Raw genomic sequence first — 18114 nt, forward strand, 5'->3', positions numbered from 1 at the left:
TTATTTGTTAAATAATAAATATTTTAATTTAAATTAATGATACATTTCCAGCATCATAAAATAACATTTTTTTAACTCAAACGTTGTTGCTTATGCTATTTTTATAATAGTGATTCATACAATAAGAAACTAAAAATTTATTTATGTCATCTTTTGTTTCTAATTTTTCACTAGGCTCATTTACAACAACAAAGCCAGCAGATAAATATGCTAAATTATTGAAATCTTTATTTTTAAAGATAAAAATTGGAATATGTAACTTGAAAGAGCTTAAAATTTTTAAGTCAGTTTCTGTATAAGTTTTTAGAAAAATTGCTCCAATGTCATTGTATTTTTCAATCAATCCCAATCAAGAATTTATATCCTTGTTATTTAAACGTAAAAATCATTTATAAAATTGACTTTGTTTAAACTTAAAGAATTTAGATTCAGTATAAAAAATGATTTTATTCATCGCTGATGCTGCTATAACTGGATATTTTCCAGAAGCTGTTTCAGCAGATAACATAGTAGCAGTTGCACATTGCATAATCGCAACATAAACATCATTTGCTTCTGCTCTTGTTGGAATAAGATTATTGGTCATTGATTCTAACATATGAGTTGCAACAATAATTGATTTTTGATGTTTTAGTGCTAAATTGATGAATTTGAATTGATAATCTGGTAATTTATAAAAAGGGATTTCAAGCCCTAAATCACCACGAGCAATCATAATCATATCTGAAAATTTTAAAATTAATTCAAAATTGCTTACTGCTTCAGCGGTTTCTATTTTTGATATTATTTTAATATTTGGTTTATTATTTGCTTTTAAAAAATTACGAATTGTAATAACATCACGATGTGTTTTTACAAAAGAAATCGCAACAAAATTAAAGTCATTTTCACAAGCAAATTTAACATCTGCTTGATCTTTTTCAGAAAAGAAATTTAATGACAATGAAGTGTTTTTAGCAGTAACACTTTTATGATCTGTTAATGCATGTGTATTTTCTGCAACTGCTATGATATAGTCATTTTCAATTTTTTTAATTTTTAGTGAAAATTTACCATCATCGACTAATATTTTAGTATCACGATGAGTAATGTCATTTCCTAAACCACTGTAGTTTACTGAAAATTGTTCTTTATCTCCAACCACAGTTTTTGCTAAATGGATTTTTATAGTTGAACCTTTTTCATATAAAACTTTACCATCTTTGAAAGTATCAGTTCTTACTTCTGGTCCTTTGGTATCTAACAATAAACCTACGTTAACATCATAGGTTTTTTCAATTTCACGGATTTTAGCAATCTTATCTTTTATGCCTTCATGAGTTCCGTGTGAACAATTAAAACGAAAACAATCAACGCCGTTGGCTATTAATTCATGAATTATTTGAGGTGTATCAGAAGCAGGTCCAATAGTTGCAATAATTTTCGATGATTTAAGATAACGTTTTAACATATTTTTTTTAATTTCATCCATATTATTATTGATGTATTTTAAACTTTGATTTGATTTTTGATTTATTTAAGTATTTTATTAATTTTTTGAAACTTTGAACCAAAATTAAATTACTTTACTATAAAAAACTTTTAGATTATTTTTAACTTGATTTTTTGAAATTTTATTGAATCCTTAAAAAATCCAATATTACAACTACACTTATTTATGTACATAACTACGAACAATCACAACATCTTAAATATACGAAAATAATTTAATTTAGTAATATGCATTTAATATTAATTAAAAAAAATATATTCTAATTTTTAAACAAGATAAATAAGTAAAAATATTGGTCAAAAAAATTTTTTTTATTTATATAGAAAATTATAAAATAAAAAAATAAAAAAGTAAGAAATAGTATAAAAAAACATCAAATAGTATAAAAAAATAGAAGTTGTAAGATAAAAATTATCGAACAACTAATATTTAAGTAAATATAAGTTAATTTACCGTTTCTTTTATCTGATGGTGGTGATGTGATCTATAAAGTTTTAGATGCGGTAAAAATCAAAGAATTAAACCGTTTATTGCAGTACCAAAATATAAAAGATACATAAACATTAAATTAAATGTTGAAAAGTCTCATTGCCCATCGTGTACAAATTTCCATGGTCCTCATAGTAAAATTAGAAATACATCTGACAGCAACCATAATGCATATTGCTCTCTTTTTTTAAATAATGCCAAAGTTTGGGCACAAATAAAAATAGATGTAGATATAGCATCAAAAATTCTTCTAGTGATAGCAGAAGTCCCTGTTTGAACCCCACCTTTGTCAAAGAAATAACTTAATCCAGCGCTTTCAAAGTATAAAAATATTGTTAATAAAGCTCAAACGTATGCAAGCATAACTCATTGAAATTTATCCAACTTACCAGGTTTAATATCCCTGCTTTCACCTTTAAATTCTCCTAATTCTTTTTTTCAATGAAAATAACTATAAACATTGATAGGAAAAATATAGAAAAACATATTTTGAAAATTCAGTCATGTATTAGTAGAGATAGCAGATAAGCCAATCAAGCATACATTAAATGCTCCTCAGAAAAAATTTGTAACTTTTCTATTCATTAAAAGCACAACACATACAACACCTGTAACAACCGATATTACACTTACAACGCTCATTACAGTTGCGAAATTTCAACCATTTTTAGACTGTCAAATTCACGGTCCTAACATTTCTGACTTTTTTCCGCTGATTATAAATTGCCAATTAACCAAAGAGTTAACGGCTAATAATACAGCTAGGGTTAGCATAACAGTTCAGAAGAACCAATGTAAATCTAATATATCTTCAATCATCATTCGTACCCCTTTTTTGATAGAGTTTACGAATCTAATACCAAGATTATCTAATTTTGGATCTGCTTTATTGATAATCATTAAATATTTTCCTTTTAATTTTGAAATATATATTTTTTTGCTTTTTTCAGTACTATTAAAAAAATAATTTTAATTTTTTAAAAAAATAAATCTAATTAAAAATAAAAATAAACTGGAAATAAAAAATTATTTCTGCTATTTTTCTGAAAAAGACAAAATTTAAAAATCACTTATTTTTAAGTTTAAAATAAGTTCTTTTATTATAAAAGAATAATCATACCTAAAATTAATTTTAATAAAAAAAATAACTAGGTTATAAAAAACCTAGTTATTTTTTGAAACGACTGAAAACAATTTATTTATCTTTTCTTTTTGAGGGATTTATTTTTATTTTTCAAAAAGCAAAAATAGCTGCAAATATTAATAAAAATATATCTGAAAAAATCATTAAAAAAGATGATATGGCTGGTAAAATAGGTGCTGAAATAAACAAAGTGATAACTCCAGATGCTAAAAGCAAGGCACAACAAATGTTATAAATAACTGCTCAAAACATTGAAATATAAATAAATCGATTCGTTAATTTTAAAAGTTTGAACAAATAAAAAATATTTAAAAGATTGTTGTTTGAAAGAATAACATCAGCATCAATTCTTGAAATATCTACCCTTGAACCTAATCCAATTGCGATATCAGCAGATTTTAAAGCTAAAACATCATTCACCCCATCTCCTACATAACAAACATTTTGCTTATCTTCAGATTTTAGTTTTTCAATGATTTTCGCTTTTGAAGCGGGTTTTATTTTAGTAAAAATATTATTTGGATTAATATAATAATTTATCTTTTTATCATATATCCGATCATCGCCTGTAATGATATATAAATTATAATTTTGGGCTTTTAATTTTTCTAAAGCATCTCAGGTTTCATCACGATAAAGAAGATCAAAATCGAAACCAACGACAATTTGGTTATCTAAAACCATAACAATTTTATTTTGAATCTGATTTGTTTTTAGATTTGGAAAATTTTCAGTGGCATATTTATAACTTGTTACTGATATTTTCTCATCATTAGTAGTTGTTCCAAAAACGCCAATCCCTAATTTTTCTTTTCTATCTTTTAATTTAGCGGTTTTAACTTGAAGCATATTGTTTAACAATGCATGAGCTAAAGGGTGGGATGACTCCAATTCTAAAGCTTTTAAATAACTTAAATATTTTTGATTGTTTCCGAAAACATTAAGATTGTGAACCATGATTTCATTTTTTGTCAAAGTTCCTGTTTTGTCAAAAACAATTGTCGTTAATTTTGAAACTTTACTAATTAACTCTTGATTATTAATTAATATGTTATGCAATCTTGCTTTATTTGCTGAAATAACTGAAATTAAAGGAATTGTAATTCCAAAAGCGCAAGGACAAAAAGCAACCAAAACAGAAATAGTAATAATGAAAGCGTTGACAAAAATTTGCCCAACACCAACATCACCTGTTTTAGCAATAAAACCATAAACTACCCAACCTATAAAAGTTAACGCACCAAATATTAAAATTATGTATGATAGTTTTTTGCCAATTTTATTTGCTAATTTATTGAGCGAACCTTTTGGTTTAGAAAAACTAGAAACAGAATTTAAAAAATAAGTCAAGGAAAAGTCTTTATAACTTTTCGTTACCCTTATCTGAATTTCAGGTCCTAAATTGATATCTCCACTCGCTATATATTCATTTTTTTTAGCAGATTTTGGAAAAACATCGCCTGTTCATAATTTTGTATTTAAAATTGTTGGTTGTTCTGAAATTATATATCCATCGCATGGTACCATTTCATTAGTGTGAACTACAACAATATCATTTAATTTTAAAGTTTCGACAGGAACATTATTAATTTTATTATTAAATAATAATTTTGCTTCTTTTGGGATGATTTCTTTAATTTTTTTTGAAAAGTTATTAGTTTGTTTGAAAACCACATCTTCTAAATATTCACCAAATACAAATAAAAAAACTAAAATTCCAGCAGAAAAAAAGATAACGGAAGTATGTTTAGGCGGTTCGTTAAAATGTGTGATGTAATTAACAATCGAATAAATAATTAAAAGAAGACTTGAAACAGCAATAATATTGTTAATTGAAAATTGTTCCCCTTTTTTGGTTAGAAACAGTTTTAAAATAATTGGAATAAGGAGAAAACAAAAAATAACAAAAATTGAAATTCAATCTAAAATAAAATAGTTAAAAATGATGTTATTAAAATGCTTTTTATCGATAAAATTATTTACAATTAAAAAAATAAAATCAAACATAAACCATAAAAAAAACGGCAAACAAACTAAAAGAAATTTGTTTCTATACTTATCATAAAATTGAACAATTTTACTAATTCGTGTTCTAAATGCTCCATACTTGGCAGTATCTGAAGGATTAATGGCACAATGTCCATGATGATGACTATGATCATCGTCATGATTATCGTGAAGACCTTCGTTTTCAGTGTCAGAATCTTCAGAACACATATCACAATGATCTTTATCTGAATCTGAAATGACTTCTTCTGTTGATTGACTTAATTGAGGTAAATTAAGTTCCTTTGTATCATCTGATGCGTGATTGGAAACATCAGACTTTGTTTTAATGTCTTTTAGATCTAACATTTGATTAAAATTAGATTTCTATATAGGTAAAAAAGTTTTTCTAAATAAATTATATTAATAATTATTTAATTTTTGGTTTTTATATTTTTGATAAAATCTAAATCATTAGACAGCTTATGATACGCTTTTTCTGCTGCTTTTTTTTCTGATAATTTTTTTGATAAATCAAAAGCAGAAGCAACAACTTCATCATTAACAATAATACTTGTCATAAAAAACTTTTTTTTAGAGTTTGAAGCATCATCTAAAATGAAATTATTAACCGTTTTTGTCGTATATTTGACTTTAACATCTTTAAAGCGATGAAAGAATTCTTGGAGTTTTGTTTTATAGTCTTCAAGATATTCATTATTAGTTTCAATTAATAATTTATTAATCATTGGAAAAAAATAATTTTCAAGAAAACTTCTCGTTCCGCTAATCCCAGAAGTCAAAAAAACAGCCCCTGTTAAAGCTTCAAAAACGTCAGAAAAAATTTTACTTGAAAATTTATTTATTTTCTTAATTTCACCATATCCTAGAAAAATAAATTCATTTAAGCGAAGATTTTTTGAAGCTTTAATTAAAGTTTGTTTTTGAATTAATTTAGATCTTAGTTTTGATAATTCCCCTTCATTTAAATTGACATAATTTATAAAAATATATTCTGAAACTAAGTGATTTAAAATGCTATCGCCCATAAACTCTAATCTTTCATAATCTTTTAACTGAGAAAAAAAATTCGATTTATTTTCGTTTAAATATGATGAATGAATAAACGCAGAAAGAAAAATAAACGGATTTTTTTTAACGTTAGCGATTTTTAAACTAATAAGATGTTGTAATAGACGTTGTGAGTTGTTAAGAAAATGTTGATCAGGATAAGATAACTTACTTTTTTTGTTATGATTATCTGATTCTTTGCCAATCTGTTGTTTTGGAATTGATGGGTCTTGATTATCCATTTAATTATTGTTCTGTTTATATAGTAAATTTTTTTGGTTTATCTATAGTAATTTATTTAGCATTATTTATTTCAGCATAAGTTTTTATAAAAGCAACCGAAGATTTTAAACTTTGATAAATACTTTCTTCTTTACTGCTTCCATGTGCTTTGATACAAATTTGATTTAACCCTAATAAACAAGCCCCGGATGGTGTAAAATGCTCAACTGTTTTTTTAAGATAATTTTTTGATAATTTTAACCCGATTTTAGTTAATAATGATTCTTTTTTAAGGTTAGCTTTTAAATAAGTTAAAAAACCTAATACTCCACCTTCAAGAGATTTTAATGAAATATTACCAGTTCAACCTTCGCAAATAATAATATCTGCATCGGTTACAAGCATATTTGAACCTTCTATTTTACCAGAGAAATTATTTGCGTATTTTTTGGTTATTTCTTTCATTAAATCATTGATATACTCAATCCCCTTATTATCTTCTGTTCCGTTGGCTAGAATAACTATTTTAGGAGTTTCAATGCGATGAATTATTTGACAATATTTAATACAAAAGTCTAAATGATAAACTAATTTATTTGGTTTAAGGAACGGACTTGCTCCTAAATCTAAAAATAATCTTGGAATTGCTTTATTACTAGATGGCAAAAGTCCTAAAAAAACAGGAGAAATATTATTATCCTTTTTTAGTTTTAAATAAGCATACAATGTATAAACTGAACTATTTGCAGCTGATACTAAAGCTGAGGCTTTTTTTTCGCTTAAAAAATTAATAGCTTTTACTAAACTTGCATTTGGTTTATCACGAAAACTTAAAGCAGAATCAGATTGGGCAATAAATTCATCACAAACTATAAACTGAATATTAGAAGGATATGATTGTTTACTATAGGCTTTATTTTGATTTAAAGTGTCAGTAAAAATAACCAAATTCCAATCTGTACATTCATATGCAAATCTTAGACCAGCATTAATGGCTTCGATAGGTTCAAAATCTCCCCCAAGCGAATCTAAAATTATTACTTTTGATGGAACTTGAAATTTAAAGTCTAAAGAATTATTAAGTGGTTTTAGGTCATCTTTAGGATTCTTTTTTTGAACTAAAACTTTTTCTTTTTCTATCATATAGATAATTTTTGGTTTTTATTTGAACAATTATTTTTATTACTCTGCGCAGAATTCGATTAACTTAGAGTTATAAAGTTTAACAAATGAAAATTTAATCGCATTTAATTTATATTTTTTGTCTTGAATAATATCTAAAAAATTTTTTTTAATTTTTTTATATTTTTCGTCAATTAAAATTGTTAAAAATTCTGAATTGTTAATCTTAATATTTTTTAATTGATTAACGAATAAAGTCATAATATCAGATGAAGATAATACATCATTATTCAATTCATTAATTAATAAATAACTGTCATTCGTTTTAATTTTATTTTTAAATTTGAGCGTTAATTTTTTGCTGTTTTCGATGATATAACTATAATCAATGTTTGAAATTAATTCATTAATTTCACGAATATTTTCTCTAAATGTTCAATCTGCATTTCAATAAGAAACTATAAAATATAAAACAACTAAACTATCAATAAAAAATAATCTTTGTTTATTTAATTTATATTCTTTTTTCTTTTTAAGTAAATATTTATTAATTGTATCGATGGTTGTTAAAAAAATAATTTCTTTACTTTTTTCTTGCCTAATTTCTTTATCAATCCGTGTAAGTTCATCATCTGTTAACTCATTGTTTTTAAATGTAAATATCTTTAAATTTTTATAGTTAAGTTCCTTTATTCAATCGTGAATAATGTTATTGTTAATAAAAATATAAAGCTTTGGTTTTTTATCGTTAATGTTTGTTGTTAAATCGGTTAAACAATCAGTTTTAGAAGGTAAAAAACTATCATCTAAAGTTATATCTTTAATTATTTCTGCATCTGAAGGAATTTTATTTGTTTCAATTTCAGATTGTGAAAATAAAGTATGAGATTCAGGTTGATAATTCATGTTTTCGATTTTAATTTTTAAAAGTTGACCATGTTTACACGCTTCTTTTAAAAATAAATCAGGAGATAAACTATGTGCGTGTAATTTGATTAAGTTTGTGGTATTAACAATACAAATTGAATCCATTCCTAATTTTTTTAAAACGGTTGAAATTTCTTTTTCAAAAAATGAATGTTTTTCATCTTTCGATTCAATTAAAACTTCACAACAATAACCATGATCTTTACTATCATCAGTTATTCTTGCTAAGTTAATTGTATTTGTAAGTTGATTTTGTTTATCTGCATTTATCCCAAAAGATGATATATCGGTAATAAAATTTAATTCCTTACCAACTAATTGAAAACAAAAACCTTCCCAAAACCTAAAAAATCCTAAAGCGCCAGAATCAAAAACCTTTTCTCCGTTTGAATCAGGGTAAACTTTTGCTGTTAGCTTTAATTCTTTTTTTAAATATTTTAAAAATATTTAACATCTTTCATTACGTTTTTTGAGATGTTATATTTATATTGCTTATATGCACTAGATAAAACTGAAATAATACTAAATTTTGCAACTTTTATAACTGATTTTTTTGAAGTTTTAACAGCATAATTTAATAATTTTGTCAGATTTTTATACGTAATTTGTTTACAATTTTCACTAATACCTTGATACATCCCATCAAATATTTGAGATAAAATAATTCCAGAATTACCTCTTGCACCAAAAAAAGCGCCTTTGCTAAATAACTCTAAAAGAACCTTGCAATCGTCGCCGTTATATTCATTAAAAAAAACATAAGCATTGATTGCTGTAATTGCCATATTAGTTCCTGTGTCTCTATCAGGTACTGGAAAATAATTACAATCGTTGATAGTTGTCTGATTATTGACTAAATTTTTGACTCCGTTAATTAATGCTTTTTTTAATAATATAGCGTTCATAGTTCATTAGATCTTAAATTTCGAAAAAAGAAAAAATATTTAAGTTAAATAAAATTGAAAAGAACAAAACATACTATTAAATTCCAACTAAATACTTAAAAAATTTCTTATTTTTTATATTATTTATATTATTTAAATTAAAAACGATATGCTAATCCCAATTAAAAATATTATTTAATTTTGATAATTTCTAAACGATACGACGATCCCAAAATATAAAAACAATGAAAAATTTCTCAAGAAAAATATTTTCTCTTTATGAAAAATTATGAAAAAACATCTTGAAATCTATTTTAAATAATAAATATTTTTATAAAATTAAAAAATAAGTTCTTACAAATTATATCAAATAAGATTTTAATAGAAAACTTTATTTTGTAATTTTGTAATTTTTTAATCTGTCAACCAAATAAAATAACTAAATATAAGAAGTTATTTACTTATTTTAATTATTAAATCCCCTAGCCCCTTTTTTAATTTCTAAATAATTTTTAATTGATTTTAACGTTGAATACAACTTTGCTAAATTTTTAATCGATGAGTTAAAAAAAGAAACTAAAATTCATAATTTAAAAGAAGCTGAAATTAATCAATTTTTAATTGAAAAAATCATTAATGATTATAAATCTTTCATTGATGTTAAAAAATATCAGTTAAATTTATCTGATAAAAAACCATCTATTATTTTAGTTGCAGGTGTAAACGGATCAGGCAAAACGACATTTTATTGATGTTAAACTTCATAACTTTATTTTTATCAATACTATTTTTTAAAATATCATAAATAAAATTGCTTACAAAATCAGAGGTAAAAACTGTGACGTTTTTGTCTTTTTCAAAAAGGTTAATTCTATCTAACTCTATACATATTTTGAACTTCATTTCTTTTGTTTTATAAATATTTTTACTATAAGTTATGTTTGTTATGTTAAAACAAAAGAATTTTAGAAATAGGGAAAAGAAGTAAAAAGAATTTTATTATATCTACCTCTATTTATTCCTTTAGTTTCATCAAAATCGCCCTTTTAGTTATGTCCGTTTTTTGACAAGTAAATAAAAAAACACCCTAAAAAAGATGTTTTTAATTATTTATTTATCAAAGCAACTTGATTAATTAGAAAATAATTTTGATGATAGAATGACTAAAATTGAAAATAAATATTTATTATATTAAAGATATATTGAATAAAAATTAATCCAATAATTTAGTATTTTTCATTTGTTTTAATTTTTTAATGTATATATAAGTCTTAATTCCAAAAAATAATACTGAATAACATAATAATAATATGGAAAAAGTTATATAAACATTAGTGTAATTCGGAAATTTTAAATAAATAAATATTAAAAATGCTGTACAAAGAACTATGATAAAATAATGATAAATAGATGCTAATATATATCAGAATTGTCATTTTTTTAAAAAGGAAAAAATATTTTTCATAATAGTATTATTAATTTTATTTTAAAATTTTGTTTTGAAAGTATGATAGATTGCAAAACATATCATTTACTATCTCATATTTACATCGTTAAATAGTGTTTAAGCGGTTTCAGAACACATTCATTAAAACTCTTAAACCCCCTTTTTTTTATATTATAATCAAAAAAATAATATAGAATAAGAAAAAAGTTTTATAATTTTTTAAAAAGAAAAAATATTTTTCATGTGATACACTTATATATTTATTTTTTTGTTGATAATATCTTCGCTTTTTTTTATTTTTGATATTTATTTCATATTAAGATATATAAAATGAAAAAACAGAAACAAAAATATAAAAAATGAACTAGATCCCAACATTAAAGATTCATAAAATATAAAATATGCCAAAAAAATACCAAAAAACATCATAACCAGTATCGTCTTCCATAATTGCTCTTACGTAGGGAATTCCAACCGTGGTTACTAAATCCATTAAAATTCCTAAATATGGTTATTCCCCATAATTTCTTTAAGAATTTCTCCAACACCTTCTTCTAAATCTAAATCTCTTAGAGCAGTTTTACATTGATTGCTAGTTATACAAAAGGCATATTCTCGTCAGTATGCAATATAGAAATTCTAGAATTACAAGTACATCCTTTAACAGGCACTCAAGCTACATTTTTATCAGAATGAATTTTATCCAACTGATTTAATATTTTGAATATTTAATGTAATTTCTTAATAAAAAAATATATAAACTTTATTACTTAATTACTCAAAAAATTCATAAAAAGAAATGTTAAAATAATTATTTAAAAATAATCAGCTTTACTCTTCTTTAATTATTTTTTAAAAAATAAAAACATTATAAAATATCTAAAAACTTAGATATTTATATTTATCTATAAATAATTCATTGAATAATTTATTGTTAAATAAAAAATAAAATTAAAAACTGAAAAAAATATTCAGAAAAATTAAAAGAAGAAGCGCAAAAATAATTCCAGCGACTGTAGCTACTGTTTCTGTTTTTGGTGGATGTGGCAGCGAAGAAGAAAAAGAAGATATTACTGTAACAAAAGAAGAAGAAAATACAAATGAAGCCAAAAATAATCAATCTAATAACCTATACGAAAATGAACAACAAGCTGAAAAAAATGAAAATCAACAACCTAATAACCTCAATTTATTGTACAAATTTTTAATTGAACAACACTTAATTGGAAGTTCATGGCTTTTAGTTTATGGATAATTTTACTGTAAGTTATATTTGTTCTAACCGTTTTTTAAATATCTACAAAAATAGACTTTTTTATCTTTTTCGATTGTTATCATTATTGCTTTAAATAATTCTCTAAAAAAATAAAAAAATGTGATAAATTTTAATGTTTTTTTATTTTCAAAAATGTTATAAAATATCTAAAATTAGATGTTTATATTTACTTATAAATTTTATTTATAAATAGTTTATTACTAAATAAAAAATGAAAATAAAAAATGAAAAAAATATTCAATAAATTTAAAAAAAGAAGCGCAAAAATAATTCCAGCAACTGTAGCAGCTGTTTCTGTTTTTGGTGGATGTGGCAGCGAAGAAGAAAAAAAAGAAGAAAAGCAAGTTGTTTCTGATAAAAATAACAAAGAAGAAAATAAAGACGTAATAGATAATCCTGATGAAAAAAAAGAACAAGTTGTTATTGAAACTGAAGATGAAGAAGATAATCCTGTTGAAAAAAACGAAGAAAAGACAAATGAAGTTAAATATAATCAACCTAATAGCCTAAATGAAAATCAACAACCTAATAATCTCAATTTAATGTATAAATTTTTTGTTGAACAAGAAATTGAACAAGAAGTAATTAAAAAATTAAAAATTTATATATTTATTAAAACTAGAGAAAAATATACTCAAGATGGTTTTGGGAGAATGCCCAAAGCATTACAGGATTTGGTGAAAAAAAATATAAAAAATTATTTAAAACCTAATAATTGAGTAAGTATTATCGAAAATATAGATGATTTAATTATTGATCAATCAGAAGAACCAATACCAGAAATATTAGACAATCCAGATGATGAAAAAACAATAAGACAAAATAAATTAAATAAAGATTTAGTGTATTTAAATTTAAAAGTATCTAATATACAAATTCATCCTCTTGAATCATTATCAATCAGTGATAGTCAAAAAAATATAACAATTGAAGCTTTTCAATTTGAAAAAATTAATGCAAATATACAAATTCGTTTAAAGAAAAGTGATTTAAATCAAATAAAATCTTTGACTGATAAAAATGAATTTTACAAACAATTGAAAGGTAAAAGAATATACTCGATTGTAAATATACAAAACTATGATGGAAATGCGATCAATCTCCCAGATATTACAATTATTGATAATAAAGCGCAAGCGGATAATCCTGATCAATCATAACTTTAAATAATCTAAAAAAATAATTATTTAGAACTACAATTCATTCTGCTCTTCTTCAATGTTCTTTTAAATAAAAAATGTTATAAAATATCTAAAATTAGATATTTATATTTATTTATAAATAAAATTTATAAATTGTTTATTACTAAATAAAAAATAAAGATGAAATAATCATTCAGCAATCAGAAGAAGCGAGACCGAACAATGAATATAAAATGTATTGAAACATTGAAATGTCTAACATACGATTCCATCCTCTTGAATCGTTAACGCTAAGTAATAATGAAGCAATTATAAAAATTGAAGCTTTTCAATTTAAAAAAATGAAGACAACTATAAAACTTATATTTAATAAAGAGAAATTTAATGAAATAAAAACTTTAACCGATTCCAAAGAATTTTATAAAGAATTAAGTAATTCCTTATTAGGGTTTGAAAGCAAAATTTATCAAGATAATAATGGTGAATCTGAAATTATAATTCTCCCAGATATTACAATCAAAAAATATAATTAAAATCCAGGTAATAATCCTAACAAATCATAATATTAAATGATTGAAAAATAATGGGATAAAATAATAAAATTTTTTTTTAAACAGCTAAGATTTTGGCTAATGTTTGATAATTTTTTATTTTATAGAATTATCATAAAATAATTTATTAATTTTTTTACATAAATTTAACTTTTTAATATCAGAACCAAGTATTTAAGATGAAAAAACTATTCAACAAAATCAAAAAGAAAAGCGCAAAAATAATTCCAGCAACTGTAGCTGCTGTTTCTATTTTTGGTGGATGTGGTAGCGAAGAAGAGAAAAAAGAAAAAATCAAAATCCAAGAAAATGCAAAAAATACAAATGATAAAAAGTCGGGAACAAAATTAATTCCTGACGAATATCGTTTATCAAATAATTTTATATCATTAAACAACGAAAAATTTTACCAATATAAATATTTCTGGGATATTATTGATCAAAAAATAAAAGACACATTATCAGATGAAATAGAAAAATCGCTTAATTCAATTGAAAAAAATTATGATCTAAATCTATTAATTGAAGGAACTTTAAAAGGATTATATTCCAACAAAGAAAATGCTTCTAATCATAACAGACCTGAAAATATTTTACCAATAACATCGATTCAAGTTCAAGAAAACGATGATAAAATAACATTTACTATCAATAGCGTTTTAAAAGAAATAATAATTCCAATCGAAAACAACCAATATACTTTTAAAACTAAGAATTCAGAAGTAAATATTCATTTTACGCTTCCTAAAATGTTACATGAAAAAATGTTAGAAAGCGAAATATTTAATCTAAATATTGAAAATATTAAAGTCGTATTCCAATCTGATTTTGTTGAAATAAAAAAAGATGATAAAGTGTTATCTATTTTAGAAAAACAATTGGGGCAAGAATTTCTTATAAAAGAAACAAAACAATATATTATTCAAAAATTAACTGATCAAATTATTTATGAATATGAAGATAAACACAAAATAGAAATTTTCTATCAAGTAATTAATCAACTAAAGTTAGAAATAGAAAAAAAATTTATTAGTAAATCTATTAAAATACAAAATATCGAAACAATAAAAAATGATGATCTTTCATCATCATTTAAAATTAATTATCGTTTTTTCTTTGAAAATATTGAAAATGATCAAATTGAAACTATTGATGAAAATGGTGAAAAAAGATTATGATTATTGTCTATGATCAACTCTTTCACTGAAAATTTTTATATCACTGTTGACCAAACAACAATAAATCAAATTGAACAAGATATTGTTCCATCCCAAACATATTTAAATGAAATTGAAACAGAAGATGTTAATGATTGATTCACACTGACACAATTGGCTAATGAAAAAGAAATGCAGAAAACATTTGAATCTAACAGAGATTTATTACAAAGTTTGCTTGAAGAACGTTTAGAAATTGTTCATGATCACGAATTGTCTTCTAATATAAACCATATCGATAATGATTTTAAATTCTTAAATTTTTTTGAAGTTGATAAGATTGAAAAAGCTGAATTTGATGAAACGGATTTTTCTAAAATAATAACATATTTTATTAAATGAAAGCTGAAAGAAAATCAAAGTCCTGAAATTAATCAAAATTATCGCTTTTTACAAAATGATGAAAGATATACTCTTTTCTTTCAAAACTTAGAAGAAAATAATTCAGAATTAATAATCGATCAAAATTTAAACACTGATGTATTTTTTAATAATAAAAAAGTAAATATTAATGGTTTAAAATTAACAGGTAATTTAAAACTAAAAATATCAAAAACTCCCTTAAAAAACTTAATTCAATATACACCAAGGGCGATTGATAAAAGTATTAATGATTTAATTGAAAAAGAATTAGTAAAAGAGTTGTCTGCTAAGCTTAAAAATGAACTTATTCAGCAGTATCATAAAATAAAATTTCCTATAACAGAAGAATTAGAAGCATCAATTGATCAACAATTAAAGACTTATTTTGAACGTAATGAACATCCAATTAAGAACATTGATCAAGTGATAGTTTCAGAAATAGAATTAAAATCGCTCGATGATGAAGAAGTATCTTGAATATTTTCAACAATATCAGAAGTTGAGGTTGCTCCAATTGATCGATTTGAAGTTGAACATAATTTAGAAAAAATAACAATACAACCTTTTAATTTGGGGAAAGTAAACATAACTATAACCTTTGAGACCCTAAAAAATTATTTTGAAATAATCAAAATTATGACCGATAAAGAAGAATTTCTTAAGCTTTTAAATAACGTAAATGTAACATTTCAAATCGATAAAGATGATTTTCCAAGTGTGACTGTAACTAAAAGATAAAATTATCGTTAAATTAAAAAAAACCATAGCAAGTTATGCTATGGTTTTTTTAAAATAAAGAGTTTTTTTTCTTGATTATTCCTTAGAATCTAATTTTTTGTTATTATTAGATATTTCAGGATCATCTTTCTCTTTAGATGCATGGTTTAGTTTTTTTTCAACTTCAGCTTGTTGCTCGCGTTTCTCTGTTAAATATTGATTCAATTTAACTGTAATTATTTCAGCTTTTGGACCAAAAATTAACTGATAGTTTTTGCCAACCAGAAGAACTTTAAAGCACCCTAACTCTTGAATTGCCTGTTCGTTAACGACAGTAGTGTCTTTAACATCGACTCTTACCCGAGTTGCACAATTTGATGCAGCTAGAATGTTTTCAGCTCCGCCTAACGCTTCACCTAATTGAGAACCAATACCGATGGTACGCATTTGTTTTTTAGCTTGTTTTACATCTGTTGTTTGTACTTGTCCGCCAACGATTGCTGGAATTTGTACTTTACGTCATTTCATGTAATAGAAAAAGACAGCAAAATATATAGGGAAAAATACAGCAGCAAGAATAATAACTAAATAACATTTTGTACCAAAACCATTAATATCAGGTATTAAACCATAAAAAATTCAGTCAAGGCCGCCACAACTAAAGGCAGATCCCATGTGACCACCTAAACCGTAAGCGACAGCAGCCCCAATTCCACACATAATTGAATTAAAACCAAAGAATAATAACGGTGCTATCAGAATATAACTTCAGAACATCGGTTCAGTTACCCCGATTGAAACTGATGAAACATAAGCACTTATCATCATTGCAGAGATTTTTTTTCTATGTTCTTTTGGTGCTCTAGCAATAACTGCTAAAACTGTTCCAAGATATCCACCGATCATAAATGGATAGTTTGGACCAATAAATCGACCTGGATCTAATGTTAATTTGTTGTTAGCTGCATCAAATAATTGGGCATTGAAAGGAACCCCGTTTTGATACATTCAGAATCAAATATGTTGATCACCTTGAATATCAGAAGCAGGCCCTGCATATCTATGCCCATTTAGCATAAAATGTGAACCAGCTGGAATCTCTCCTCCAGCGGATGTTCATCATAGAAGTGAATAAAAGGCATGGTGAACTCCAAATGGTGTTAAAACTCTCCAAATGAAAGCAACGATTCCTGAATCAACCCCAGGACCTAATTTCCCAGAATTTGCGCCTAATCATGATAATCCAGCCCCAACAAAAGGCCATAATATCATGAATATGAAGGACAAACCCATAGAAAAAAATGTAAGAATTATTGGAACAAATCTATTTCCAGAAAAAAATGATAGGAAAGATGGAAGTTGTATAGTTTTAAATTTTTTATAACATCATACAACTAACACCCCAACTAAAATCCCTCCAAAAACACTAGTAGAAAGTGATAAAATCCCAAGATTCAATGCTAAAATTGAATCTGGGATTTTAAGTCCTAGAAAATCAAACGAACCATTCTGATCAGAAGGCATATTTACTACTCCAACGAAAGCTAAAATAGAAGCTTGAGTTACCAAGAATATTAAATAACCTCATATCGCTGATACAGCCGAAATACCTTCTCCTGTAAAAACAACAACAATCGCAATCGTAAAGAATATGGGCAGATTGTTAAACAACGCTCCCCCAATCTGATTAATGAAATTCCCGATTTTTCAACCAATTTCATTATGATTAACAATCTGACCTGTGATTGACGCTCCAACCCCTAGCAAAATACCAGCAAATGGCATTATAGCTATAACAACAAAAAAAGCACCACTTAGTTTTGTTAAAAACTGTCTAATTTGGTGCTTACTAATTTTTGTTTTGGTAGCATCCCCTTGATGAACAGATTTTTTACGAGTAAAAATACTTGCGACTCTCTTAAAATCTATTTTTTTCAAATTCATTAAAATTTATTTTATTGTTATCTTTGTAATACTTTATATAAAATTTGAGTTTATTGTTAGTTAAATTGTCTATTTTATGTTTTAAGAAAATATTTTTTAATATATTTAATTTAGATATAG

Annotated in this window: 13 protein-coding genes; 3 read left to right on the top strand and 10 right to left on the bottom strand. The window is 24.5% G+C overall.

Translation table 4 applies throughout. The annotated features are described in order from the left end of the window. Positions 1-28 precede the first annotated feature (28 nt). The 9 genes from pyk to JRW51_RS02545 all read right to left on the bottom strand — a co-directional run bounded on the left by pyk (position 29) and on the right by JRW51_RS02545 (position 11894). Positions 29-1471, bottom strand: coding sequence for a pyruvate kinase (gene pyk / locus JRW51_RS02505; protein ID WP_250328608.1), 1443 nt, complete (start codon positions 1469-1471; stop codon positions 29-31). A 465-nt stretch (positions 1472-1936) separates the two neighbouring features. Further along, the gene (gene pnuC / locus JRW51_RS02510; protein WP_250328609.1) at positions 1937-2881 is read right to left on the bottom strand and encodes a nicotinamide riboside transporter PnuC; all 945 of its coding nucleotides are present in this window, start codon (positions 2879-2881) and stop codon (positions 1937-1939) included. Between the two features lie 295 nt (positions 2882-3176). Next, the gene (locus tag JRW51_RS02515) at positions 3177-5480 is read right to left on the bottom strand and encodes an HAD-IC family P-type ATPase (RefSeq protein ID WP_250328610.1); all 2304 of its coding nucleotides are present in this window, start codon (positions 5478-5480) and stop codon (positions 3177-3179) included. 65 nt (positions 5481-5545) lie between these two features. Next, entirely contained in the window at positions 5546-6424 is an 879-nt protein-coding gene (rnc, locus tag JRW51_RS02520; RefSeq protein ID WP_250328611.1) for a ribonuclease III, read from the bottom strand. Between the two features lie 52 nt (positions 6425-6476). Continuing rightward, on the bottom strand, positions 6477-7547 hold the full coding sequence (locus JRW51_RS02525; protein WP_250328612.1) for a hypothetical protein: 1071 nt from the start codon (positions 7545-7547) through the stop codon (positions 6477-6479). Between the two features lie 39 nt (positions 7548-7586). Next, on the bottom strand, positions 7587-8900 hold the full coding sequence (locus JRW51_RS02530; RefSeq protein ID WP_322948500.1) for a hypothetical protein: 1314 nt from the start codon (positions 8898-8900) through the stop codon (positions 7587-7589). After that, positions 8891-9358 (bottom strand): DAK2 domain-containing protein, encoded by a 468-nt coding sequence (locus JRW51_RS02535; protein WP_250328613.1) that lies wholly within the window; start codon positions 9356-9358, stop codon positions 8891-8893. Before JRW51_RS02535 ends, JRW51_RS02530 begins: the two co-directional genes overlap by 10 nt. A gap of 445 nt (positions 9359-9803) precedes the next feature. Next, positions 9804-9971, bottom strand: a complete 168-nt coding sequence (locus tag JRW51_RS02540) for a hypothetical protein (protein WP_250328614.1) — start codon at positions 9969-9971, stop codon at positions 9804-9806. A gap of 1764 nt (positions 9972-11735) precedes the next feature. Beyond that, a complete protein-coding gene (locus JRW51_RS02545) occupies positions 11736-11894 on the bottom strand; it encodes a hypothetical protein (RefSeq protein ID WP_250328615.1) in 159 nt (52 codons plus the stop codon). A 390-nt stretch (positions 11895-12284) separates the two neighbouring features. Between JRW51_RS02545 and JRW51_RS02550 the strand changes: the two genes are divergently transcribed. The 3 genes from JRW51_RS02550 to JRW51_RS02560 all read left to right on the top strand — a co-directional run bounded on the left by JRW51_RS02550 (position 12285) and on the right by JRW51_RS02560 (position 16071). Next, entirely contained in the window at positions 12285-13220 is a 936-nt protein-coding gene (locus tag JRW51_RS02550; RefSeq protein WP_250328616.1) for a hypothetical protein, read from the top strand. A 215-nt stretch (positions 13221-13435) separates the two neighbouring features. Further along, positions 13436-13735, top strand: coding sequence for a hypothetical protein (locus JRW51_RS02555; protein ID WP_250328617.1), 300 nt, complete (start codon positions 13436-13438; stop codon positions 13733-13735). 197 nt (positions 13736-13932) lie between these two features. Beyond that, complete coding sequence (locus tag JRW51_RS02560; RefSeq protein WP_250328618.1) at positions 13933-16071, top strand: hypothetical protein; 2139 nt, start codon at positions 13933-13935, stop codon at positions 16069-16071. A gap of 75 nt (positions 16072-16146) precedes the next feature. On the opposite strand, the gene JRW51_RS02565 is transcribed toward JRW51_RS02560, so the two are convergent. Further along, on the bottom strand, positions 16147-17988 hold the full coding sequence (locus JRW51_RS02565; RefSeq protein ID WP_250328619.1) for a PTS transporter subunit EIIC: 1842 nt from the start codon (positions 17986-17988) through the stop codon (positions 16147-16149). Between the last annotated feature and the right edge of the window lie 126 nt (positions 17989-18114).

Origin of the sequence: Mycoplasma sp. SG1 (assembly GCF_023612375.1) — a bacterium.
Taxonomy (GTDB): Bacteria; Bacillota_I; Bacilli_A; order Mycoplasmatales; family SG1; genus SG1.